This is a genomic window from Polynucleobacter sp. AP-Kaivos-20-H2, assembly GCF_018882215.1.
Taxonomy (GTDB): Bacteria; Pseudomonadota; Gammaproteobacteria; order Burkholderiales; family Burkholderiaceae; genus Polynucleobacter.
Genome location: NZ_JACVOX010000002.1, coordinates 591312 through 610854 on the forward strand (window position 1 = coordinate 591312; position 19543 = coordinate 610854).

Genomic DNA, 19543 nt, shown 5'->3' on the forward strand with positions numbered 1-19543 from the left:
ATCAACATATTTACTTTTGTATCACCGTAACTTCAAGCTAGATAAGCCAATTAAGACTAGAAGGATGGTAATGATCCAGAAACGCACAACTACTTGCGTCTCCTTCCAACCACCCAATTCAAAATGGTGATGTAATGGCGCCATCCGGAAAATGCGACGACCCTCTCCAAAATGTTTTTTAGTGAGCTTGAACCAAAATACTTGCATCATTACCGAAACAGTCTCAGCAACAAAGATGCCGCCCATCACAAACAACACAATTTCTTGACGAACAATCACAGCGATGGTGCCAAGAGCTCCGCCCAAAGCAAGTGCGCCCACATCACCCATAAATACTTGTGCTGGGTGTGTGTTGAACCAAAGGAAGGCTAAGCCAGCACCGCCCATAGCTCCACAGAAAATCATGAGTTCACCAGCACCTGGTATGTAAGGGAAGAGGAGATACTTTGCATAAATCGCATTACCCATCACATAAGCAAAAGCACCCAAAGCAGCCCCTACTAAGATCACCGGCATGATGACAAGGCCGTCAAGACCATCGGTTAAGTTCACTGCATTACTACTACCCACGATTACTAAGTAACTCAAAATAATGAAGCCCATCACACCCAATGGATAGCTCACCTCTTTCATGAAGGGCAGCTGCAAGTTGGTTTTTGCAGGCAGATCTAAAGCAAATCCACTTCTTAACCATTCATAAAATAATTGCAATACTTTTAGGTTATTTACTTCAGAAACTGAAAATGCAAGATAGATAGCGGCAAATAAACCAATTAGTGTTTGCCATAAGAACTTCTCTCTTGAAGCCATACCTTTAGGATCTTTGTAAACCACTTTGCGATAGTCATCTACCCAGCCAACTAAACCGAAACCAAAAGTCACAATCATCACAATCCAAATAAATCGATTGCTGAGATCAGCCCACAACATGCATGAGATAAAGATGCCGATCAAAATCAAAACACCGCCCATAGTTGGGGTGCCTGATTTCACTAAATGGGTTTGTGGCCCATCAGTGCGGACTGCCTGACCCATTTTCAGGGCGCTTAATTTACGAATCACCCATGGTCCCGCAGCTAAACCAATCAATAATGCTGTCACCGTTGCCATCACAGCTCTGAAAGTGATGTAATTGAATACTCGGAAGAATCCAAAATCATCTTGCAACCATTGCGCCAACATTAAGAGCATGTTTTAGCCTCCTCTAACAAGGCCTGCACTACACGCTCCATGCGCATAAATCGTGAACCTTTAACCAAAATATTTAAGTGCTGATTGCTGCAGCTAGACTGGGCATGCAATGTATCTTTTAATTGCATGATGAGACTATCCATATCGGCAAAATGAGTTGCACTAGACACAGCCGTACTATTACCTACAACCTCATTAAATCCCTGAAGAGCCAATTGGCATTGCTCCCCCAAAGCAAATAGTTTTGAGATTCCTTGCTCAGCAGCATAGGCACCAACTTCACGATGAAACTCGGGGCCCTGATTGCCAACCTCACCCATATCACCCAAAATCAACCAAGATAAATTACCCGATTGCTTTAAAGCATCGATGGCAGCTCTTACGGAATCTGGGTTAGCGTTATAGCTATCGTCAATTAAGGTGTGATTTGAATCAATCACTTTTGCCTGCATACGCCCATTTACTGGCGAGAATGATTCGAGACCCTGCTTAATCTTTTCAAGACTTACACCTGCTGCGATACCAACCGCACTCGCAGCCAAGGCATTGCGAACATTGTGACTGCCCAAAGTATTTAATTGAACCTCGATAGTCCCTTGTTCAGTTTTAATCTGAATATGCCCATTGCTTAGCAAGCTTCCGGTCACAGCAGCCGAAGCATTGGACTGAGCAGACAACAAAACGAAATCAATGACTTTGCGACCAGCAGCCGCCTGACGCCAAACACTTGAAAATTCTGAGTCTGCCGGGAATACTGCAATACCATCCCTTGGCAAAGTATGAATAGCATCAGAATGCTCTTCTGCTACCGCCGCTACCGTAGCCATGAACTCTTGATGCTCGCGCTGGGCATTATTAATTACTGCAATATTCGCTTGTGCAATCGCAGCTAACTGCGCTGTTTCACCAGGATGATTCATGCCAAGCTCAACCACAGCAAGGCGATCCGTTGCGCGCAATTTCAACAGAGTTAATGGCAAACCAATATCGTTATTCAAATTTCCTTTGGTAACCAAAGTATGTTGCTCGCCCACTGCGGCTTTAAAAATAGAAGCGATCATCTCTTTAACGGTAGTCTTACCATTACTGCCAGCAACCAACGCCAAAGGAATGAGGTGATTAGCCCTCCATGCTTTTGCTAAATTCCCTAAACCAACACGCGTGTTCGAAACGCAAATAGCAGGTAAGTCCGGTGGACATTTATCTTGCGCACTAATTAGGGCAGCACTAGCGCCCGCCTTAGCGACATCAGATAAAAAGTCATGCGCATCAAAGTGCTCGCCAACTAAAGCGACAAATAATTCATTGCGATTGATCTGACGACTATCAGTACCCACTCGAGAAATAGAGATTTCCTGGGAAGTCTGTGCAGATGTATTTAGCAATTTACTTCCAGGCAACATTGCCTGTGCTTGCGCAAGAGTAGTCATGATGGACATCAGACTCCACCTCCTGCGGCCAAGCGAATATGCTCTTGATCAGAAAAATCAAACTTCTTGCCATTGATTTCTTGAGTAGTTTCATGGCCCTTGCCGGCAACCAGAACAATATCTTGGGTATCCGCATGACGAATTGCAGCCATGATGGCAGATGCACGATCGGCTATAACTTGAACGTTCTGTGCATCCTTGCTAATACCTTCGCGCACCATCTCCATAATGGCTTGTGGATCTTCAGAACGAGGGTTGTCACTTGTAATCAGAATATGGTCGGCATGGCGTTCTGCGACAGTGCCCATTAGCGAACGCTTACCAGCATCGCGATCACCGCCACAACCAAAGACACACCAAATTTTTCCACCACGCTGCTCAGCAATAGGGCGCAATGCTTGTAAGGTTTTCTCCAAAGCATCTGGGGTATGCGCATAATCCACAACTGCTAACAAACCCTCTGTCTTTTGAGATTTTCCCAAAGGAATTAATTCCATACGACCAAGCACTGGATTTAATTGGCTCACTTTTTGAGCGGCCACTTTAAAGCTTAAACCCTGTGAAAGTAATACCGTCCACACCGCAAGCGCATTACTTAAATTAAATTCACCCAATAAAGGAATATGCAATTGAGCATTTCCTGCTCCGTCACTAATGAAACTTGCGTTGTAACCTGCCCCACTCAGCAGAATATCTTTTGCATAGATACGAGATAAACGATCACCAAATTTTTCAAATCCTTGGAATGCGGATTGAGACAATGCATATGCCCAAACCTTCAAGCCATCTTTTGCCAACACGTTCATGGCAAGCTCACGACCAAACGCATCATCCAAGTTGATGACTGCGTGCTCAAGGCCGGTTTGCTGAAATAACTTAGCCTTTGCCTCAGCATAATCAGCCATGCTGCCGTGATAATCCAAATGGTCCTGCGTCAGATTCGTAAATACTGCACAGTGGATATCTGTTCCAGCGATTCTCTCTTGATGCAAAGCATGCGAAGACACTTCCATCGCCACTTGTTTTGCTCCAGCACTACGTAACTCTGCTAGCTGAGTTTGTAATTTAGGCGCATCTGGAGTGGTATAGCCATTTTGAACCAGTGCGCTAGGGAATCCAGCACCTAGGGTGCCCAAAACTGCCGTGCGATGACTACTTGTATCTAATGCCTGGGCCAACCATTGCGTGATGCTAGTTTTGCCATTAGTGCCAGTGACACCAATGATTTTTAATGCTTTACTCGGATGGCCATACCATTGCGCGCATAGCTCACCCGCTTTTGTAGCAAGATGTTCAACAGGAAAACATTGTGGATGATCTAAAAATTGCTTATCCATACCCGCTGGATCGAACACTACTGCGACTGCCCCGCACTCTAATGCCGCCTCAATAAATTGACGACCATCACGCAAGGCATTGACATTACCTACAGGGTAGGCAAAAAAGATATCGCCAGGCTGAATCTGGCGACTATCCGCACATACTTTTGCTGAGGAGTTCGCTAGAGCATGTAAGTGGTCAATCAAATGATTGGTGTCTATTTTCAAATCCACCCTCATCGTTTCAAAACCACATGTTGGGCTTGTGCAGCTGTTGGCCGAATTTCTTCTGGAGCTTTATCCTCCAATACCATTTGCTTGACTTTGTTATCTGGCGAGACATTTAAGGAGCGCAGCGTCTCCCCAACAATTGTCGAGAATACGGGTGCTGCAACATCACCACCGTAGTGACTTTCGCCGGTAGGCTCATCAATCATTACCGCTACGACAATACGTGGCGCGCTAATGGGGGCAAGTCCAGCAAAGTAAGCGCGATACGAATTGCCATATCCCTTGCCAACTAATTTGTGTGCTGTACCTGTTTTACCACCAACACGATAGCCATCTGTCTGAGCTTTAACAGCTGTGCCACCAGGCTCAGTAACTGCTTCCATCATGTTACGCATTTCGATGGCAGTTTTTGGTGAAAGCACTTTAACGCCTGGCTTGAACTCAGGGCTTCGCTCAATTGTCAGGGGGACCAATTCGCCATCGCGTGCGAAGACTGTATATGCGCGCGCCACCTGAAAGAGTGACGCAGAAATACCATAACCAAACGAAATACGTGCTTGATCAGTAGGTACCCATTTTTTGAAAGGATGCACTGTGCCCGAAACAGCACCAGGGAAACCAATTTTCGGCGCTTGACCAAAACCAACCGCAGTATATAAATCCCACATTTCTTCAGCGGAAAGATTATTCATTGCAATCTTGGCAGTACCGATGTTGCTCGACTTTTGAATAATTTGCGCGACTGTTAGATTTCCATAAGGATGGGTATCTGTAATAGGCTTAGGACCTACTAAATATTTCGCACCAATCACCATATTGGTATCTGGCTTGACTACGCCTTTTTCTAATGCAATCGAAATGGTTAATGGTTTTATAGTCGAGCCAGGCTCAAAAGTATCTGTCAAGACGCGATTTCGTAGTTGCTCACCTGTTAAGTGCCTACGATCATTTGGGTTATAGCTTGGGTAATTTGCCAATGCCAAAATCTCACCCGTTTGTGTATCGAGAACTACTGCACCACCCGCTTTAGCGTGATGTTGAAGTACGGCATCTTTTACTGCGTTATAAGCCAAGAACTGAATCTTGCTATCAATAGATAGGTTTAAATCTTTTCCATTTTGTGGCAACTGCAAGATCGCAACATCTTCAACAACACGACCCAAGCGATCAACCACCACACGTCTTTGACCAGGATGACCGGCAAGCTCATTCTCACGAGAAAGCTCCATCCCTTCTTGACCTTTGTCATTCACATTCGTAAAACCAACCACGTGCGCCATCGCCTCACCTTCTGGGTAGAAGCGACGATATTCATTATTTAAACCAATGCCAGGGATCTCTAGCTGTTTAATTTGCTGAGCTACAACTGGATCTACTTGGCGCTTTAAGAAAACTTGCTTGCGCTCTTCTTTCAACTTTTTGCGCAGATCAGACTCGCTCATTTGCAAAAGACTAGCTAATTTCTGCACTTTATCTGCAGCCAAGTCATCTGGAACGGTGTCGTTATAGGCAATCACCGACTTGGCTTCCAAGCTCGTTGCAATCACCTGTCCATTACGATCCAAAATTTTTCCGCGACTAGCGGGTAGCTCTAATTCGCGCTGAGTGCCACGCACACCTTTAGCTTCATAGAACGCATTTCCTGGGCCCTGAATCCAAAACGCACGAAGTAGCAGCATCATGAATACAAAGAACAAGAGGAATAGCATCAAACGCGACCGCCACATTGGCAGACGTAAAACTAAATTTGGCGTAGTAGAGAAGCCAACCGGTCTCATTTCGTCTCCTTAAGATACAAGGTGCGCTCAGGAGAAATCGGAGACATGTGTAATTGATTGCGAGCAACATCACGAATACGTGCAGACTTTGATAAATTCCGCTGCTCATACTCTAAGCGTAACCATTCTTGGTTTAACTTACGCTCTTCTATCTGAGCGCGCTCTTGAAGGATGAATAATTTTCGTGCACTCTGCTGAGCTGCAACCAGAGATAGGGAACAAATCAATAGCAATGCGAGCAGAGTCAAAGTAGCGCGATTCACGCAGACACTCCTGTGCGCTTTTCAGCTACGCGCATGATTGCCGAGCGGGCACGAGGATTCTCGGAAACCTCGGCATCGCTTGGCTTAACTCGACCAATAATTTCTAGAGCACTTTGTGGCAAGTCTTTTTCGCGTACCGGTAAACCACGAGGCACTTCTACTTTTGCATGTGCTTGCATAAACTGCTTCACAATGCGATCTTCTAACGAATGAAAACTAATCACTGCAAGTCTTGCGCCGGGCTTTAATAATTTCAAAGCCGCCTTTAAACCAAGCTCCAAATCTTCTAACTCGCGATTAATAAAAATACGCAATGCTTGAAATGTTCTTGTTGCAGGATCTTGACCAGCTTCGCGCGTGCGTACTACGCTTGCAACTAGACTTGCCAACTGGGTAGTCGTTTTAGGGGAAAGGCCCTCTTCTCGCTTAGCCACAATGGCTTTTGCGATCTGAAATGCAAAGCGTTCTTCTCCGTAAGTCTTAATCACGTGAGTGATTTCCTCCGGTGGCGCCTGCTCCAACCACTCTGCTGCAGTTAAACCATGATCGGTATTCATACGCATATCGAGCGGACCTTCGCGACGAAACGAAAATCCCCGATGCGCTTCGTCCACCTGGGGCGAGCTGATCCCCAAGTCCAACAAAATTCCATCGACTGATTCCGCCTCGGCATACTGATCCATCTGCGCAAAACTGTCGTGCACAATCTTTAAACGTGGATCGTTGATTTTTTGTGCCACTGCAATCGCATCCAAATCTTTGTCGAAAGAAATCATTCGCGCTGAAGGATGCAGCTCCTTGAGCAAAGCTTGTGTATGACCGCCGCGCCCGAAGGTTCCATCGATCACCAAAATTTTGTTTTCTGTATCTTGACTCTGAATCAGTGGACCGCCAACTAGCGCTGTCACCGCCTCGGCCAGTAACACTGGGCGATGAGTTATGTTCATGGCACCCTGTCATCAAAAATTAAATTGCTTGAGTGCTTCAGGCATGCCTTGCGCAATCGCAGCCTGTTCTTTTGCAGCGTATGTGGCTGCGTCCCACAACTCCAAGTGACTTCCCATGCCAAGCAAAATCACTTCTTTTTCAATGCCGGCAGCAGCGCGCAACTCTGGACTTACCAGTACGCGACCGGCACTATCCAAATCCATTTCGGCTGCGTTACCTAAAAAAATACGGCGCCACCAATGGGCATCCATCGGAAGTTGCGCAACTCTTGCTCTGAAGGTTTCCCACTCAGGCCCTGGGAAGAGAAGCAAGCAGCCATCGGGGTGTTTTGTAAGCGTGATTCGGCCGTCGCCCTGTACCAACAAGGCGTCACGATGCTTGGCCGGCACAGACATGCGGCCTTTTGCATCTAAATTGAGAGCTGACGCACCTTGAAACACCATTTACCCCACTTTTTCACACTTCCTCCCACTTTAGAGGATCGCACTAAGAGGGTCAAGTGTTTTTAGGAGTTTTTTTAGGAATTTCTCTAGTGTTTACAAACACTTAGCGTCATGTGTTGAGAAAATGGTGATAATAAAATAGCTACTTGAAACAATAGCTTGGAAAATATACTTAAGAATAGATCTTAGCTATTGCGCTAGATAATGCCTAAATATACTGTATTTAAAAACAGTAATACGTAAAAAAATATCTCAAAATTAATCAGAGATGAGTTTTGAGAATTAAAACCTATAGCCGTATTAAATTTTGTAAGCAGTAGTGGTCATTACCTTGGACATTGCCTGCATTATTTTTTGAATAGGTTCTGGCAAATTTGCACCGCCAGCATTTTTTGCGGCCTGTCCGTGAGCAATTTCATCTATGCGCATTTGATCCACAATTGCACGAGATCGTTGATCTTCTTTTGGTAATTTTTCGAGATGACTTTCTAAGTGATTCTCGACTTGTTTTTCCGTTTCAGCAACAAAACCTAAACTCCACTTATCGCCCGCTAAGCCTGCTGCCAAGCCAATTGCAAAGGATCCCGCATACCAAAGTGGATTGAGATAACTGGTGTGTGACCCGAGCTCTTGAAGACGAGTTTCACACCATGCCAGATGATCCATTTCTTCTTGCCCAGAGTGATCTAACATCTCCTGAATTTCAGGATTTCGAGCAGCCAATTTTTGCGATTGATACAGCGCTTGTGCACAAACTTCACCCACATGATTGACTCGCATGAGTCCTGCTGCATGTTTACGTTCGGCTCCATCTAAACCGGAATTACCTCCAAAATCAGATCCTGGGGTAGGTCTATGGGCATGAGCACCTCCAACCACAGACCGAAGGGCGGTATCAAACTCCAGAATGAGGCGATCTATTGGAGACATCCGCATGGAAAACTAAACCAAAACTTCTGCTTTACAGCTTTGTTTGGTCTTTAAACCCAACTCTGCCAAGAGCTCACGATCCTGTTCTGCCTCTGGATTGCCGGTAGTGAGTAGTTGCTCACCATAGAAAATAGAGTTCGCTCCAGCCATAAAGCACATGGCCTGAACCGCCCTACCAAGCTCCTGACGACCAGCAGATAAACGAACGCGGGCTTTAGGCATCGTGATCCTAGCAACCGCAATCGTTCTCACAAACTCCAGTGGGTCTAAAGGCTTCTGCTCAGCTAATGGCGTACCGGCTACTGGCACTAAATGATTGATGGGAACGGACTCTGGATAAGGACTCAAGTTGGCCAAACGGGCCAAAAATGCGGCGCGCTGCTGTCTAGACTCGCCCATGCCGACAATACCGCCACAACAAACGGACATACCAGCGGCACGGACATTGGATATCGTATCCAAGCGGTCTTGGTAGCCCCTGGTTGAGATCACAGAGCGGTAAAAATCTTCGCTGGTATCTAAGTTATGGTTATAAAAGTCTAGCCCAGCCTCTTGCAGTGCCTGGGCTTGGTCTGCCTCCAGCATGCCTAAGGTGGCACAGGTCTCCAGACCCAAGGCTTTTACGCCCTTAATCATGGCAGTCACTTTTTCAATATCGCGGTCTTTGGGTTCGCGCCATGCGGCACCCATACAGAAACGGTTAGAACCGGCGGCTTTAGCAGCTTTGGCAGCCTCTAAGACCTCTTCTAAGCCCATCAATTTCTCAGCCTTAACGTCGGTGTCATAACGAGCAGCTTGTGGGCAATAACTACAATCCTCAGGACAGCCGCCCGTCTTAATTGACAGCAAGGTAGCTAATTCAACATCACCTTTTGGGAAATAGGCTTTATGAGTCTCCTGCGCCTTCAGCATCAATTCATTTAAAGGGAGTGCAAATAAGGCTTCAATTTCAGCCACCGACCACTCACCAGTTGCCTCGACACCTGCGTTTACACCCTGATGCAAATCCGCTTTAGATTTGAATTGGGTTAAGGGTTTTTCAACGGTTTGAGTGTCCTGCATGGGTAAATTCCAGAAAATGAGGGGATTCAAGGCATAAACATAACAGATACAGGCCTGAATTTGGAAAAACTAGTGGTCAAATATCAAACATGAAGGTTATTTCTGATTTAAATCAAGCCCCCCTCGTTAATCGCAGCCTTGCAGCCGTCTGGCATCCATGCACGCAGATGAAACAGCATGAGTCCTTTCCGCTGGTTGCCATTACAAAAGGTAAGGGTGCTTGGCTCTATGACGAAAACGGAAAAGCCTTGCTCGACTCCATTAGTTCTTGGTGGACGAATTTATTTGGCCACTCCAACCCACGCATCAATCAAGCCATTACCGCGCAACTCGAAAAAATTGAGCATGTGATGCTCGCCGGATTTACGCATGCGCCCGTAGTAGAGCTATCTGAAAAACTGTCTGCACTCACCAATCACCATTTAGGCCATGTCTTCTATGCTTCTGATGGTGCGTCTGCAGTAGAAATAGCGCTCAAGATGAGTCACCACTACTGGCAACTCAACTGCAAACCACAAAAGAAGAAATTTGTTTGTTTGGAAAATGGTTATCACGGAGAAACGCTTGGTGCATTAGCGGTAACGGATGTTGCTATTTTCCGGGAAGCCTATGGATCACTCTTGCAAGATGTATTTACTATCGCATCACCTGATGCACGCAAAGCAAAAGCTGGTGAGAGCGCAAAAGATGTAGCAAGATATGCAGCAAAACAACTCGAAGAATTATTTGTAAAAGAACATGACAATATTGCTGCCATCATTGTCGAACCTTTGGTCCAGTGCGCAGGGCAAATGGCCATGCATTCTCCTGAATACCTTCGGTTAGTCAGGGATTTATGTGATCGCTATGAAGTACATCTGATTGCAGATGAGATTGCGGTGGGCTGTGGGCGGAGTGGCAAGTTCTTTGCCTGTGAGCATGCTGGTATCTGGCCAGACTTATTAACCCTGTCTAAAGGGATTAGCGGCGGCTATCTCCCACTATCACTCTGCCTCACTACAGACCAGATATATCAAGCTTTTTATGGGGATCAAACTCAGCAAGGGTTTTTACATTCTCATTCTTATACCGGTAATCCACTAGCGTGCGCTGCTGCACTGGCGTGTCTAGAGATTTTCGAAACTGACAAAGTATTAGAAAAAAATATTGAGCGCTCAAAGGATTTAGCAAATGCATTTGCGTGGGCAAAATCGGATTTACGAATTGAGCATTGGCGCCAACAAGGAATGATCTTGGCCTTCGATATTAACAATGAGCTTCTTAAAAATCCTAAGATGTTTACGCGAACCATGTTCTCAAACTGTTTAAGCGAAGGTGTATTGATTAGGCCAATCGGAAATACTATCTACGTCATGCCGCCGTATATTTTGTCTTCAGCAGAAACCATGCAACTAGGTCATGCTGTGCAAGCTGCCCTTGAGAAAACCTTGGCATGACAAACGCATATCAGGCCTTAAAGTTAGCGCAAGAGCAAATTGCAGATCTTGAGTCGCAATTACTCAAACGCAAACTCAGAGCAACAGAATCTCCATGCGATACCAAAGCCTTAGTCGATGGACGCGAGCTCAAAGCATTTTGTAGCAATGACTATTTAGGGCTAGCAAACCATCCTGCGTTAATTCAAGCGCTTGCTGAAGGCGCTCAGAGGTATGGGGTAGGCAGTGGCGCCTCCCATCTTATTAGCGGCCACAGCAGGGCTCATGAGCTACTTGAAAACCAATTGGCTTCTTTTCAAAAGCAACATATTCCGAATGCGCGTGCCCTATTTTTTAGTACCGGCTATCTCGCCAACCTTACCGCCATCACAGGTCTAGCAAGACTTGCGCCGCAAAAATCTACCAGCATTTATTCGGCCAAGCTCAACCATGCTTCTTTAATTGATGGCATTCGTTTAGCGGCTGCGCAGACTCAGGCAAATGTCGCGCTGTTTGATCACACGCTACTTAACACATTAAATGAATTACTAAAAACAGATCAACATCCACTAAAGATCATCGTTACCGATGGCGTCTTTAGCATGGATGGTGACCTCGCTCCAGTAAAAGAATTGTTAAAACTTGCTGAGCAATACGATGCGCTGTTACTCGTTGATGATGCTCACGGTTTCGGAGTATTGGGCAAACAAGGTCATGGCATTTTGGAGCAGGAAAATATCTGCTCTGATCGCATTATTTATATTGGCACTCTTGGAAAAGCTGCAGGTGTCAGCGGCGCCTTTGTTTGTGCACAAGCCACTTTTATTGAGTGGCTCATTCAAAAGGGTCGCCCTTTCATTTACAGCACCGCAACACCACCTGCGATAGCACATACGCTGTCAAAAAGCTTGCAAATCATTGGAGGGGACGAGGGCAGCAAACGGCGCACTCAACTTAATAAACTGATTCGTATCTGGCAAGATGAAATGCAATTTTCTCAATGGGAAAAGGTGTCCTCTTGTACCGCCATACAGCCCGTTATTTTGGGCAGCAATGCCAATGCCCTGCTCACCGCCAAGTTACTTGATGATGCTGGATATTGGATTCCTGCTATTCGCCCCCCTACCGTAGCCAATGGCAGTGCAAGATTACGCATTACGTTCTCTGCTAACCATAGCGAAGCAGATGTGTGTCAACTCATCGATACCTTAAAATCTATCGAGCAAGCAGTCATTCAAAAGGTCTCTCATGAGTAAGGCCACAGGCTTCTTTGTCGCGGGTACAGACACTGAGGTTGGAAAAACGTTGGTGAGTGGCGCTCTCATTCTGAAATTACGCGAACAGGGTGTGAATGCGATTGGTTTTAAACCGGTTGTTGCTGGAACTTATCAAGATGCACAAGGCCACACTCTGAATGAAGATTTAGAAACACTGCGCATCGCCTCAAACCTCAGCTCCACTGAATTGAGTTTGTGTCCTTATGTATTAGAGCAGCCAGTGGCTCCCCATTTGCTAGCTGCGCAACAAGGTCTGAAGCTTGAAATGAGTACGATCTTGCAGGCATTTCGGAATGTTCAAAATCAGGCAGATTGTGTTGTGGTTGAGGGTGCCGGCGGCTTACTTATCCCCCTAAATGACCGGGAAGATTTGGGGACTTTCGCCCAAGAAATTAAATTTCCGATGATTCTGGTAGTGGGCATGAAATTAGGCTGCATTAATCACGCCCTCCTAACTTGTGAGGCAATCAAAGCGCGCAACTTAAATATTGCGGGATGGGTAGCGAATGCCCTATCCACAGAAATGCCTTTGCTTGAAGAAAACATTCAAACTCTGCAAGCCAGAATAGACGCCCCATTTTTAGGCCTCATTCCAGCGCTTCCAAAAGAACTCCAAAAAGCCGATAACAGCCCATATTCAGTTGAAGCTTTGAGTTTTGCTGCAAAGCACATTCAACTACCCAGCAATTAATTGGCGGTAATTTAGCCCAAACGGCATATCCAAAGACTTTCGGATAAGATGAAGGGATGCATTTATCCCCAGAAATTATTGACTCCGCGGAAGCCATTCAAGAAATTCGACGCAATATTCATGCGCACCCTGAATTGCGTTTCGAAGAAAATCGCACTGCTGATCTAGTTGCAGAAGCGCTTTCTAGCTGGGGAATTACAGTCTATCGTGGCATGGGAAAAACGGGTGTTGTAGGTCGTTTAGATGGTGACTTAGGCCCCGGAAAAATGATTGGTTTGCGCGCTGATATGGATGCGCTTCCATTGCAGGAGCACAATAACTTTGCTCATGCATCAACAAACCCCGGAAAAATGCATGCTTGTGGACATGATGGTCACACAGCAATGCTACTTGGAGCTGCGCAATATTTATCAAATCACCGCGACTTCAAAGGCACGGTGATTTTTATTTTCCAACCAGCAGAGGAAGGTGGCGCTGGTGCGAATGAAATGATTAAGGATGGACTTTTCAAAGAGTTTCCATGCGACGCAGTATTTGGCTTGCATAACTGGCCCGGCTTGGCAGAAGGTCATTTTGGAGTGACCCCTGGCCCAATGATGGCTTCAAGCAATACTTTTGAAATTACCATCACAGGCAAAGGCGGTCACGCCGCCCTACCCCACAACAGCGCAGATCCAGTATTTACTGGCGCCCAAGTAGTGCTTGCATTACAGAGCATCATTACACGCAATAAGCGTCCTGTAGATGCCGCTGTTTTATCGATTACGCAATTTCATGCGGGTGAAACAAGCAATGTCATTCCGGATAGCGCCTTTATTGGTGGCACGGTACGTACATTTACTTTGGACGTCTTAGATTTAATCGAGCAACGCCTACGAGAAATTGCTCATAATGTTTCCAGCGCATTTGATTGCCAAGCAGAAGTTACGTTTTCTAGAAATTACCCGCCCCTCATTAATCATGCCAACGAAGTGGAATTCGCAACTGAAGTCATGAGTGAACTGGTTGGTAAGCAGAATGTAAATGCTTCAATCGATCCCACAATGGGTGCGGAAGACTTCGCGTTTATGTTGCTAGAAAAGCCGGGCTGTTACGTATTCTTAGGCAATGGGGACGGCGATCATCGCTCGGTAGGCCATGGCATGGGCCCATGCCACTTACACAATCCTTCTTACGACTTCAATGACTCTTTGATTCCAGTCGGCGTGAGCTATTGGGTCAAACTAGCTCAACGCTTCCTAGAAAAAAACTGAGTTCTTTCAAACTTTCTCTTCAACTATTGAATTAAGAGTTGGTAAATTTGGCTGGACGCTTTTCCATGAATGCAGCCATGCCTTCTTTCTGGTCATTCGTTCCAAAGCAAGCATGAAAGAGGCGGCGCTCAAAATGAATACCTTCAGACAAAGTGGTTTCATAAGCAGTGTTGATACTTTCTTTCACCATCATTGCGGTTAACAAAGGCATATCTGCAATTCCTTTGGCAATTGCTTTAACTTCTTTCAGCAAATCCGCTTGTGGGAAGATCCTTGCAACCAAACCAGAGCGCTCAGCTTCAGCGGCATCCATCATGCGGCCCGTCAAAGCTAGATCCATCGCTTTTGCTTTGGATACCGCGCGAGGTAAACGTTGTGTGCCTCCAGCCCCAGGAATGATTCCTAACTTCACCTCTGGCTGAGCAAACTTAGCGTTATCCGCCGCCATGATCGTGTCGCACATCATGGCCAACTCACAGCCACCACCAAGGGCATAGCCAGAGACAGCAGCGATTACAGGCTTACGTACTTTTTTGATCTCTTCCCAGTTACGGGTAATAAAGTCACCGCGATAAACATCTTTCAAGCCGTACTTGGCCATTGAAGCAATATCCGCTCCAGCAGCAAATGCCTTTTCACTGCCAGTAACGATCATGCAACCAATATTGTCGTCCGCGTCAAATGCTAATAAGGCAGCGCCAAGCTCTTCCATGAGCTGATCGTTCAAGGCATTTAACACTTCAGGGCGATTCAAAGTAATGGTGGCAACCTTACCATCCACTTCAGTCAAAATAGTTTTGTAGCTCATGAATTTCTTTCGGTGAAAAGTATTAATTAACGTGGCAACAACAACCACATCCTGCCATTTTGTTTCATACGACCTGCCATCTCTCCAGCAGCATCTCCGGATCCCCAATAGTAGTCTGCTCTGACGCCACCCACAATTGCTTTACCCGTATCCTGCGCCATCACCAGCTTTTGCAAAGGCTGACTACTTAATGGTTTGGTGGCTGCTAAAAAGACAGGCGCGCCCAGTGGCAAGGCTTGTAAATCGACTGCAATACTGCGCTCAGCTGTGAGCGGAACACCAAGAGCACCATTGGGGCCTAAATCAGCAGAGACATTGCCAGGCAACTCTTTAAAGAAAACAAAACGGGGGTTGGCGTTCAGCATTTCATTTACTTGGCCGGGATTTCTTTTAGCCCATTGTGAGATGCCTTGCATCGTCGCTTCACTACGTGTGATTTCTTTATGATCTAACAACCACTGAGCAAAGGATTTAAAAGGCTGATCATTGGTACCTGCAAAACCCAGACGCAGAATGCGTCCATCCTCAAGACGAATTTTTCCAGAACCTTGAATTTGCATGAACGCTGCTGCTACTGGATCCTGTACCCAAGCAATTTCAGAACCCTGCAAGACACCAGAGCTCATTAGCTCAGCACGGCTTGGGCCTGGGTTGGGCTTAGACTTGCGCCAGGCATTAGGGTAACCATAGAGCGGCACGTTATAAGTACTCGTACGAGTTTGCGAACCATTCATTACTGGTTCGTAATAACCCGTGATTAAGCCCGTGTCACTACCGGAGCTATTGCGAATTTCATAAGCTTGAAAATTATTTTCAAAATATTTACGAATAGCCTGCGTATCACGGCTTGATACATTGCCAGCCTGGGCACACGCTGAGCGCCAGTTCACATCAGTACTTTTCTTACGCAAAGCATCACAACTTTTTAACCAAGCAGGCCAAGCCTGAGACAAGTCGTCTTCCTGCCATCCAGGCAAGGCTTGCCAAGAGACAGCACTAAAGCTTGCAATCGAGGAGCTATAACTTGATGGTGCAGCACCAGAACCGCTTGAGCGATAGCCCGTTCCCCGAGTGGGGGGCGTAGAACATCCAACAATCAAGCTGGCCATGAGGATAGCGAATACACTTAACGGAACTAATTTAAATTTAGAAATCATGATTGCCAATTTACTCGATGAATACCCAATGCTACTGTTTGTTTTTGAAGGCGCTGTTGCCTTAGGACTTTTGTTATTTATTGTTCTTTGGACAGGCAAGGGCAAAAAATAGCATTCTCACCACCCTACGTTAATGCAGGGTACGTGGCATCACCAGGGCAAACTCTGGGATAGGGGCCTGAAAGAACTGGGCATCCTCAGTGACACAAAAATACTCCCCACGCATCGTTCCGGCCGGAGTGGGCAATGTTGCCCAGCTGGTGTACTCAAAGTGCTCTCCGGAGCGTAATAGCGGTTGCTGCCCAACAACGCCCAGGCCTCGGACCTCCTGAACATCGTTATCCCCGTCTGTAATGAACCAATGGCGGGCAATCACCTGAATACTGGCAGTCCCCGTATTGCGGATAGTTACCGTATAAGCAAAGGCAAATTGGCGGTTATCGGGGTCAGATTGCTCAGGAAGGTACTGGGCTTTGACCGTAATGCTCATTTCGTGAGGATTCATGGACGAATTCTGCTCCATCCTAAGGCCAACTGCAAGCTAGAATCTAGGGATGGAAAGCCAAAAATCATCCTCAAATAGTCAATTTGTTATTGCCCCATCCATTTTGTCGGCTGACTTCGCCTGCCTTGGCAAGGAAGTTCAGGACGTTTTAGTGGCAGGCGCTGACTGGATTCACTTTGACGTGATGGATAACCACTATGTGCCCAACCTCACTATTGGTCCCTTGGTTTGCGAGGCTATTCGACCTTATGCAAATAAAGATGGAAAGCCTGCGGTGATCGATGTGCATTTAATGATTGAGCCGGTAGATCGTATCGTCCCTGACTTTGCTAAAGCGGGCGCCAATTTAATTAGCTTTCATCCTGAAGCAAGCCCTCATGTCAATCGCACATTGAACTTGATTCGCGATCAGGGATGTCAGGCGGGTCTTGTTTTGAATCCGGCCACGCCGCTAGATCATCTCGAGCACACTTTGGAATTACTCGATCTAGTTTTGCTGATGTCAGTCAACCCAGGCTTTGGTGGTCAATCATTTATTCCCAGCACCCTCAATAAGATTGCTCAAGTACGCACACGTCTTGATCGCTACCAAGCTGAGACTGGTCGACATATTCGTCTTGAGGTAGATGGCGGAATCAAAGTCGATAACATTGCAGAAGTAGCACGAGCAGGCGCAGATACTTTTGTTGCAGGCTCAGCAATTTACGCACAAGAAAATTATGCGAAAGTAATTCAAGCAATGCGCACTGAATTAGGAAAGTCAGGAAAAGCGTAATGCAGCTTGCTGAATTTAACGCCCTAGCAAAGCAGGGTTTCAATCGCATTCCCTTGGTCAAAGAAGTTCTGGCAGATCTAGAGACTCCGCTATCACTCTACGTTAAGCTGACTCAAGCGTTTGGCAAGACCAATACTTACTTGCTAGAGTCTGTTTTAGGTGGCGAGCGTTTCGGGCGCTTCTCCTTTATTGGCCTGCCTGCCAGGACTATTGTCAAAACTGTTGGCACCCCCTCAATACCAGTCAACGAAGTAGTGACTGATGGAAAAGTAGTTGAGACAAATACTGATAATCCACTCGATTTTGTGGATGCTTATTTCAAGCGTTTTAAGGTGGCCTTGCAAGCTGACATGCCTCGCTTTTGTGGTGGTCTTGCCGGCTACTTTGGTTATGACACTGTTCGCTATATCGAGTCACGTTTAGCCAAACATCAACTTCCAGATGAATTAGGTGTACCCGATATTCAACTCATGTTGACTGAAGAGTTGGCAGTGATTGATAACGTTGCTGGCAAAATTTATTTGATTGTCTATGCAGATCCGGGCATTGCTAATGGTTTTGAAAAAGCACAAGATCGCTTAAAAGAATTACTCGCCTGCCTCAGTAAGCCAGCAAATATGCCGGCATCTTTACCAAGCGCTAAAACTGAACTCATTCGTAAATTCAAAGCAGCAGATTTTGAGAAAGCAGTACTCAAAACTAAAGAATATATTTTGGCCGGCGATTGCATGCAGGTAGTTATTGGTCAGCGCATTAGCAAGCCATTTACGGATTCACCTTTAGCCCTTTATAGAGCTTTGCGCTCGCTCAACCCATCGCCATACATGTACTTCTATGACTTTGGTGATATGCAAATTGTTGGCTCTTCTCCTGAGATTTTGGTACGGCAAGAAAAACGGGCTGCCGAGAAGATTGTCACTATCAGACCACTAGCTGGCACCCGTCCTCGCGGAGTCAATCCAGATGAGGATGAGCGCCTAGCTAAGGAGCTCTTGGCTGATCCTAAGGAAATTGCTGAGCATGTGATGTTGATTGATTTAGCCCGTAATGACGTGGGCCGCATTGCCAAAACTGGCTCAGTCAAGGTTACTGACTCCATGTCTATTGAGAAATACTCCCACGTTCAGCACATCGTGAGTTCAGTAGAGGGCCATCTTTTGGACAATATGAGCAATATGGATGTATTGCGAGCGACCTTCCCGGCGGGTACCTTATCAGGTGCGCCAAAAATTCGGGCGATGGAAATCATTGATGAAATGGAAATTGTGAAGCGGGGTGTTTACGGTGGTGCAGTGGGTTACCTGTCTTTCTCAGGCGATATGGATGTGGCTATTGCCATTCGTACCGGCGTGATCCGTGATGGCATTCTGCACTCTCAAGCAGGAGCTGGGGTAGTGGCTGATTCTGATCCGACTGCTGAATGGAAAGAAACTGAAGCCAAGGCTCGCGCGGTATTGACTGCGGCAGATTTAGTACAAGGAGGACTCGATGCTCCTAATGATTGATAACTACGATTCTTTTACTTACAACCTCGTTCAATACTTTGCAGAACTAGGTGAAGAGGTCAAAGTCTTTCGCAATGATGAAATTGCAGTGGAAGATATTGCCAAACTGAATCCAGCACGCATTTGCATCTCACCTGGGCCATGCAGCCCTTCTGAGGCAGGTATTTCAGTCGAAACCATCAAGCATTACGCAGGTCAAATTCCGATCCTTGGCGTTTGTTTGGGGCACCAAGCTATCGGCGAAGCATTCGGTGGAAAAGTCATTCGCGCCCAAAAAGTCATGCATGGCAAGACCGACAGCATTCATCACACTGGTTTAGGTGTGTTTAAAAATTTGCCCGATCCATTTAAGGTGACCCGCTACCACTCACTGGCCATTGAGAAAAACTCACTACCAGCAATGCTTGAGGTGACTGCAACCTCATCCGATGGCGAGATCATGGGCGTACGCCACAAAGAACTAGCAGTTGAGGGCGTGCAATTCCACCCAGAATCTATTCTTTCTGAGCATGGGCATGCTCTGCTCAAGAATTTTTTACAAAACAAATAAACAGTCTGCTAA

Annotated in this window: 19 protein-coding genes; 7 read left to right on the forward strand and 12 right to left on the reverse strand. The window is 46.2% G+C overall.

Annotated elements, in window-relative coordinates; genetic code table 11:
* Positions 1-21: 21 nt before the first annotated feature.
* From mraY to bioB, 9 genes are all read right to left on the reverse strand, one after another.
* Positions 22-1191, reverse strand: a complete 1170-nt coding sequence (gene mraY / locus ICE89_RS07350) for a phospho-N-acetylmuramoyl-pentapeptide-transferase (protein WP_216263361.1) — start codon at positions 1189-1191, stop codon at positions 22-24.
* Positions 1182-2630, reverse strand: coding sequence for a UDP-N-acetylmuramoyl-tripeptide--D-alanyl-D-alanine ligase (murF, locus tag ICE89_RS07355; RefSeq protein WP_216263360.1), 1449 nt, complete (start codon positions 2628-2630; stop codon positions 1182-1184). The genes mraY and murF overlap by 10 nt, the downstream gene beginning before the upstream one ends.
* A complete protein-coding gene (locus ICE89_RS07360; protein ID WP_216263359.1) occupies positions 2630-4180 on the reverse strand; it encodes a UDP-N-acetylmuramoyl-L-alanyl-D-glutamate--2,6-diaminopimelate ligase in 1551 nt (516 codons plus the stop codon). Before ICE89_RS07360 ends, murF begins: the two co-directional genes overlap by 1 nt.
* Positions 4177-5949 carry a penicillin-binding protein 2 gene (locus ICE89_RS07365; RefSeq protein WP_216263358.1) on the reverse strand — a complete coding sequence of 591 codons (1773 nt, stop codon included), beginning with the start codon at positions 5947-5949 and terminating at the stop codon, positions 4177-4179. Before ICE89_RS07365 ends, ICE89_RS07360 begins: the two co-directional genes overlap by 4 nt.
* Entirely contained in the window at positions 5946-6212 is a 267-nt protein-coding gene (gene ftsL, locus ICE89_RS07370) for a cell division protein FtsL (RefSeq protein WP_216263357.1), read from the reverse strand. The genes ICE89_RS07365 and ftsL overlap by 4 nt, the downstream gene beginning before the upstream one ends.
* On the reverse strand, positions 6209-7159 hold the full coding sequence (gene rsmH, locus ICE89_RS07375; protein WP_216265419.1) for a 16S rRNA (cytosine(1402)-N(4))-methyltransferase RsmH: 951 nt from the start codon (positions 7157-7159) through the stop codon (positions 6209-6211). Before rsmH ends, ftsL begins: the two co-directional genes overlap by 4 nt.
* A 12-nt stretch (positions 7160-7171) precedes the next feature.
* Entirely contained in the window at positions 7172-7600 is a 429-nt protein-coding gene (gene mraZ / locus ICE89_RS07380) for a division/cell wall cluster transcriptional repressor MraZ (protein ID WP_216265562.1), read from the reverse strand.
* 303 nt (positions 7601-7903) lie between these two features.
* Entirely contained in the window at positions 7904-8533 is a 630-nt protein-coding gene (gene coq7, locus ICE89_RS07385; protein ID WP_216265563.1) for a 2-polyprenyl-3-methyl-6-methoxy-1,4-benzoquinone monooxygenase, read from the reverse strand.
* A gap of 12 nt (positions 8534-8545) precedes the next feature.
* The gene (bioB, locus tag ICE89_RS07390) at positions 8546-9595 is read right to left on the reverse strand and encodes a biotin synthase BioB (protein ID WP_216265420.1); all 1050 of its coding nucleotides are present in this window, start codon (positions 9593-9595) and stop codon (positions 8546-8548) included.
* Between the two features lie 89 nt (positions 9596-9684).
* On the opposite strand from bioB, the gene bioA reads away from it, so the two are divergent.
* Genes bioA through ICE89_RS07410 form a run of 4 tightly spaced genes read left to right on the forward strand, consistent with a single transcriptional unit; the run spans position 9685 to position 14231 of the window.
* A complete protein-coding gene (bioA, locus tag ICE89_RS07395) occupies positions 9685-11031 on the forward strand; it encodes an adenosylmethionine--8-amino-7-oxononanoate transaminase (RefSeq protein WP_216265421.1) in 1347 nt (448 codons plus the stop codon).
* Complete coding sequence (locus ICE89_RS07400; RefSeq protein WP_216265422.1) at positions 11028-12266, forward strand: 8-amino-7-oxononanoate synthase; 1239 nt, start codon at positions 11028-11030, stop codon at positions 12264-12266. The genes bioA and ICE89_RS07400 overlap by 4 nt, the downstream gene beginning before the upstream one ends.
* Complete coding sequence (bioD, locus tag ICE89_RS07405; protein ID WP_216265423.1) at positions 12259-12978, forward strand: dethiobiotin synthase; 720 nt, start codon at positions 12259-12261, stop codon at positions 12976-12978. Before ICE89_RS07400 ends, bioD begins: the two co-directional genes overlap by 8 nt.
* Before the next feature lie 56 nt (positions 12979-13034).
* Positions 13035-14231, forward strand: coding sequence for a M20 aminoacylase family protein (locus ICE89_RS07410; RefSeq protein ID WP_216265424.1), 1197 nt, complete (start codon positions 13035-13037; stop codon positions 14229-14231).
* Between the two features lie 31 nt (positions 14232-14262).
* Here the strand turns inward: ICE89_RS07410 and ICE89_RS07415 are convergent, their stop codons facing one another.
* The 3 genes from ICE89_RS07415 to apaG all read right to left on the reverse strand — a co-directional run bounded on the left by ICE89_RS07415 (position 14263) and on the right by apaG (position 16701).
* A complete protein-coding gene (locus tag ICE89_RS07415; RefSeq protein ID WP_215358906.1) occupies positions 14263-15039 on the reverse strand; it encodes an enoyl-CoA hydratase in 777 nt (258 codons plus the stop codon).
* A gap of 26 nt (positions 15040-15065) precedes the next feature.
* Entirely contained in the window at positions 15066-16196 is a 1131-nt protein-coding gene (locus tag ICE89_RS07420) for a murein transglycosylase A (protein WP_216265425.1), read from the reverse strand.
* A gap of 130 nt (positions 16197-16326) precedes the next feature.
* Complete coding sequence (gene apaG, locus ICE89_RS07425; protein WP_072583449.1) at positions 16327-16701, reverse strand: Co2+/Mg2+ efflux protein ApaG; 375 nt, start codon at positions 16699-16701, stop codon at positions 16327-16329.
* Between the two features lie 49 nt (positions 16702-16750).
* On the opposite strand from apaG, the gene rpe reads away from it, so the two are divergent.
* From rpe to ICE89_RS07440, 3 genes are read left to right on the forward strand one after another with little or no spacing between them, the layout of a single operon-like run.
* Positions 16751-17476: a ribulose-phosphate 3-epimerase gene (gene rpe / locus ICE89_RS07430; protein WP_216265426.1), complete on the forward strand. Its 726-nt coding sequence runs from the start codon at positions 16751-16753 to the stop codon at positions 17474-17476.
* Positions 17476-18981 carry an anthranilate synthase component I gene (trpE, locus tag ICE89_RS07435; protein ID WP_216265427.1) on the forward strand — a complete coding sequence of 502 codons (1506 nt, stop codon included), beginning with the start codon at positions 17476-17478 and terminating at the stop codon, positions 18979-18981. Before rpe ends, trpE begins: the two co-directional genes overlap by 1 nt.
* Positions 18965-19531, forward strand: a complete 567-nt coding sequence (locus ICE89_RS07440) for an aminodeoxychorismate/anthranilate synthase component II (RefSeq protein ID WP_216263345.1) — start codon at positions 18965-18967, stop codon at positions 19529-19531. The genes trpE and ICE89_RS07440 overlap by 17 nt, the downstream gene beginning before the upstream one ends.
* Positions 19532-19543 lie beyond the last annotated feature (12 nt).

Excerpts from the sequence above, each read along its gene's own strand:
- ICE89_RS07360 (WP_216263359.1), bottom strand. The coding sequence starts at position 4,180 with ATGAGGGTGGATTTGAAAATAGACACCAATCATTTGATTGACCACTTA.
- mraY (WP_216263361.1), bottom strand. The coding sequence starts at position 1,191 with ATGCTCTTAATGTTGGCGCAATGGTTGCAAGATGATTTTGGATTCTTC.
- ICE89_RS07440 (WP_216263345.1), top strand. The coding sequence starts at position 18,965 with ATGCTCCTAATGATTGATAACTACGATTCTTTTACTTACAACCTCGTT.
- bioB (WP_216265420.1), bottom strand. The coding sequence starts at position 9,595 with ATGCAGGACACTCAAACCGTTGAAAAACCCTTAACCCAATTCAAATCT.
- ICE89_RS07365 (WP_216263358.1), bottom strand. The coding sequence starts at position 5,949 with ATGAGACCGGTTGGCTTCTCTACTACGCCAAATTTAGTTTTACGTCTG.
- rpe (WP_216265426.1), top strand. The coding sequence starts at position 16,751 with ATGGAAAGCCAAAAATCATCCTCAAATAGTCAATTTGTTATTGCCCCA.
- murF (WP_216263360.1), bottom strand. The coding sequence starts at position 2,630 with ATGTCCATCATGACTACTCTTGCGCAAGCACAGGCAATGTTGCCTGGA.
- ICE89_RS07410 (WP_216265424.1), top strand. The coding sequence starts at position 13,035 with ATGCATTTATCCCCAGAAATTATTGACTCCGCGGAAGCCATTCAAGAA.
- bioA (WP_216265421.1), top strand. The coding sequence starts at position 9,685 with ATGAAGGTTATTTCTGATTTAAATCAAGCCCCCCTCGTTAATCGCAGC.
- ICE89_RS07420 (WP_216265425.1), bottom strand. The coding sequence starts at position 16,196 with ATGATTTCTAAATTTAAATTAGTTCCGTTAAGTGTATTCGCTATCCTC.
- ICE89_RS07400 (WP_216265422.1), top strand. The coding sequence starts at position 11,028 with ATGACAAACGCATATCAGGCCTTAAAGTTAGCGCAAGAGCAAATTGCA.
- trpE (WP_216265427.1), top strand. The coding sequence starts at position 17,476 with ATGCAGCTTGCTGAATTTAACGCCCTAGCAAAGCAGGGTTTCAATCGC.
- apaG (WP_072583449.1), bottom strand. The coding sequence starts at position 16,701 with ATGAATCCTCACGAAATGAGCATTACGGTCAAAGCCCAGTACCTTCCT.
- ICE89_RS07415 (WP_215358906.1), bottom strand. The coding sequence starts at position 15,039 with ATGAGCTACAAAACTATTTTGACTGAAGTGGATGGTAAGGTTGCCACC.
- rsmH (WP_216265419.1), bottom strand. The coding sequence starts at position 7,159 with ATGAACATAACTCATCGCCCAGTGTTACTGGCCGAGGCGGTGACAGCG.
- coq7 (WP_216265563.1), bottom strand. The coding sequence starts at position 8,533 with ATGTCTCCAATAGATCGCCTCATTCTGGAGTTTGATACCGCCCTTCGG.
- bioD (WP_216265423.1), top strand. The coding sequence starts at position 12,259 with ATGAGTAAGGCCACAGGCTTCTTTGTCGCGGGTACAGACACTGAGGTT.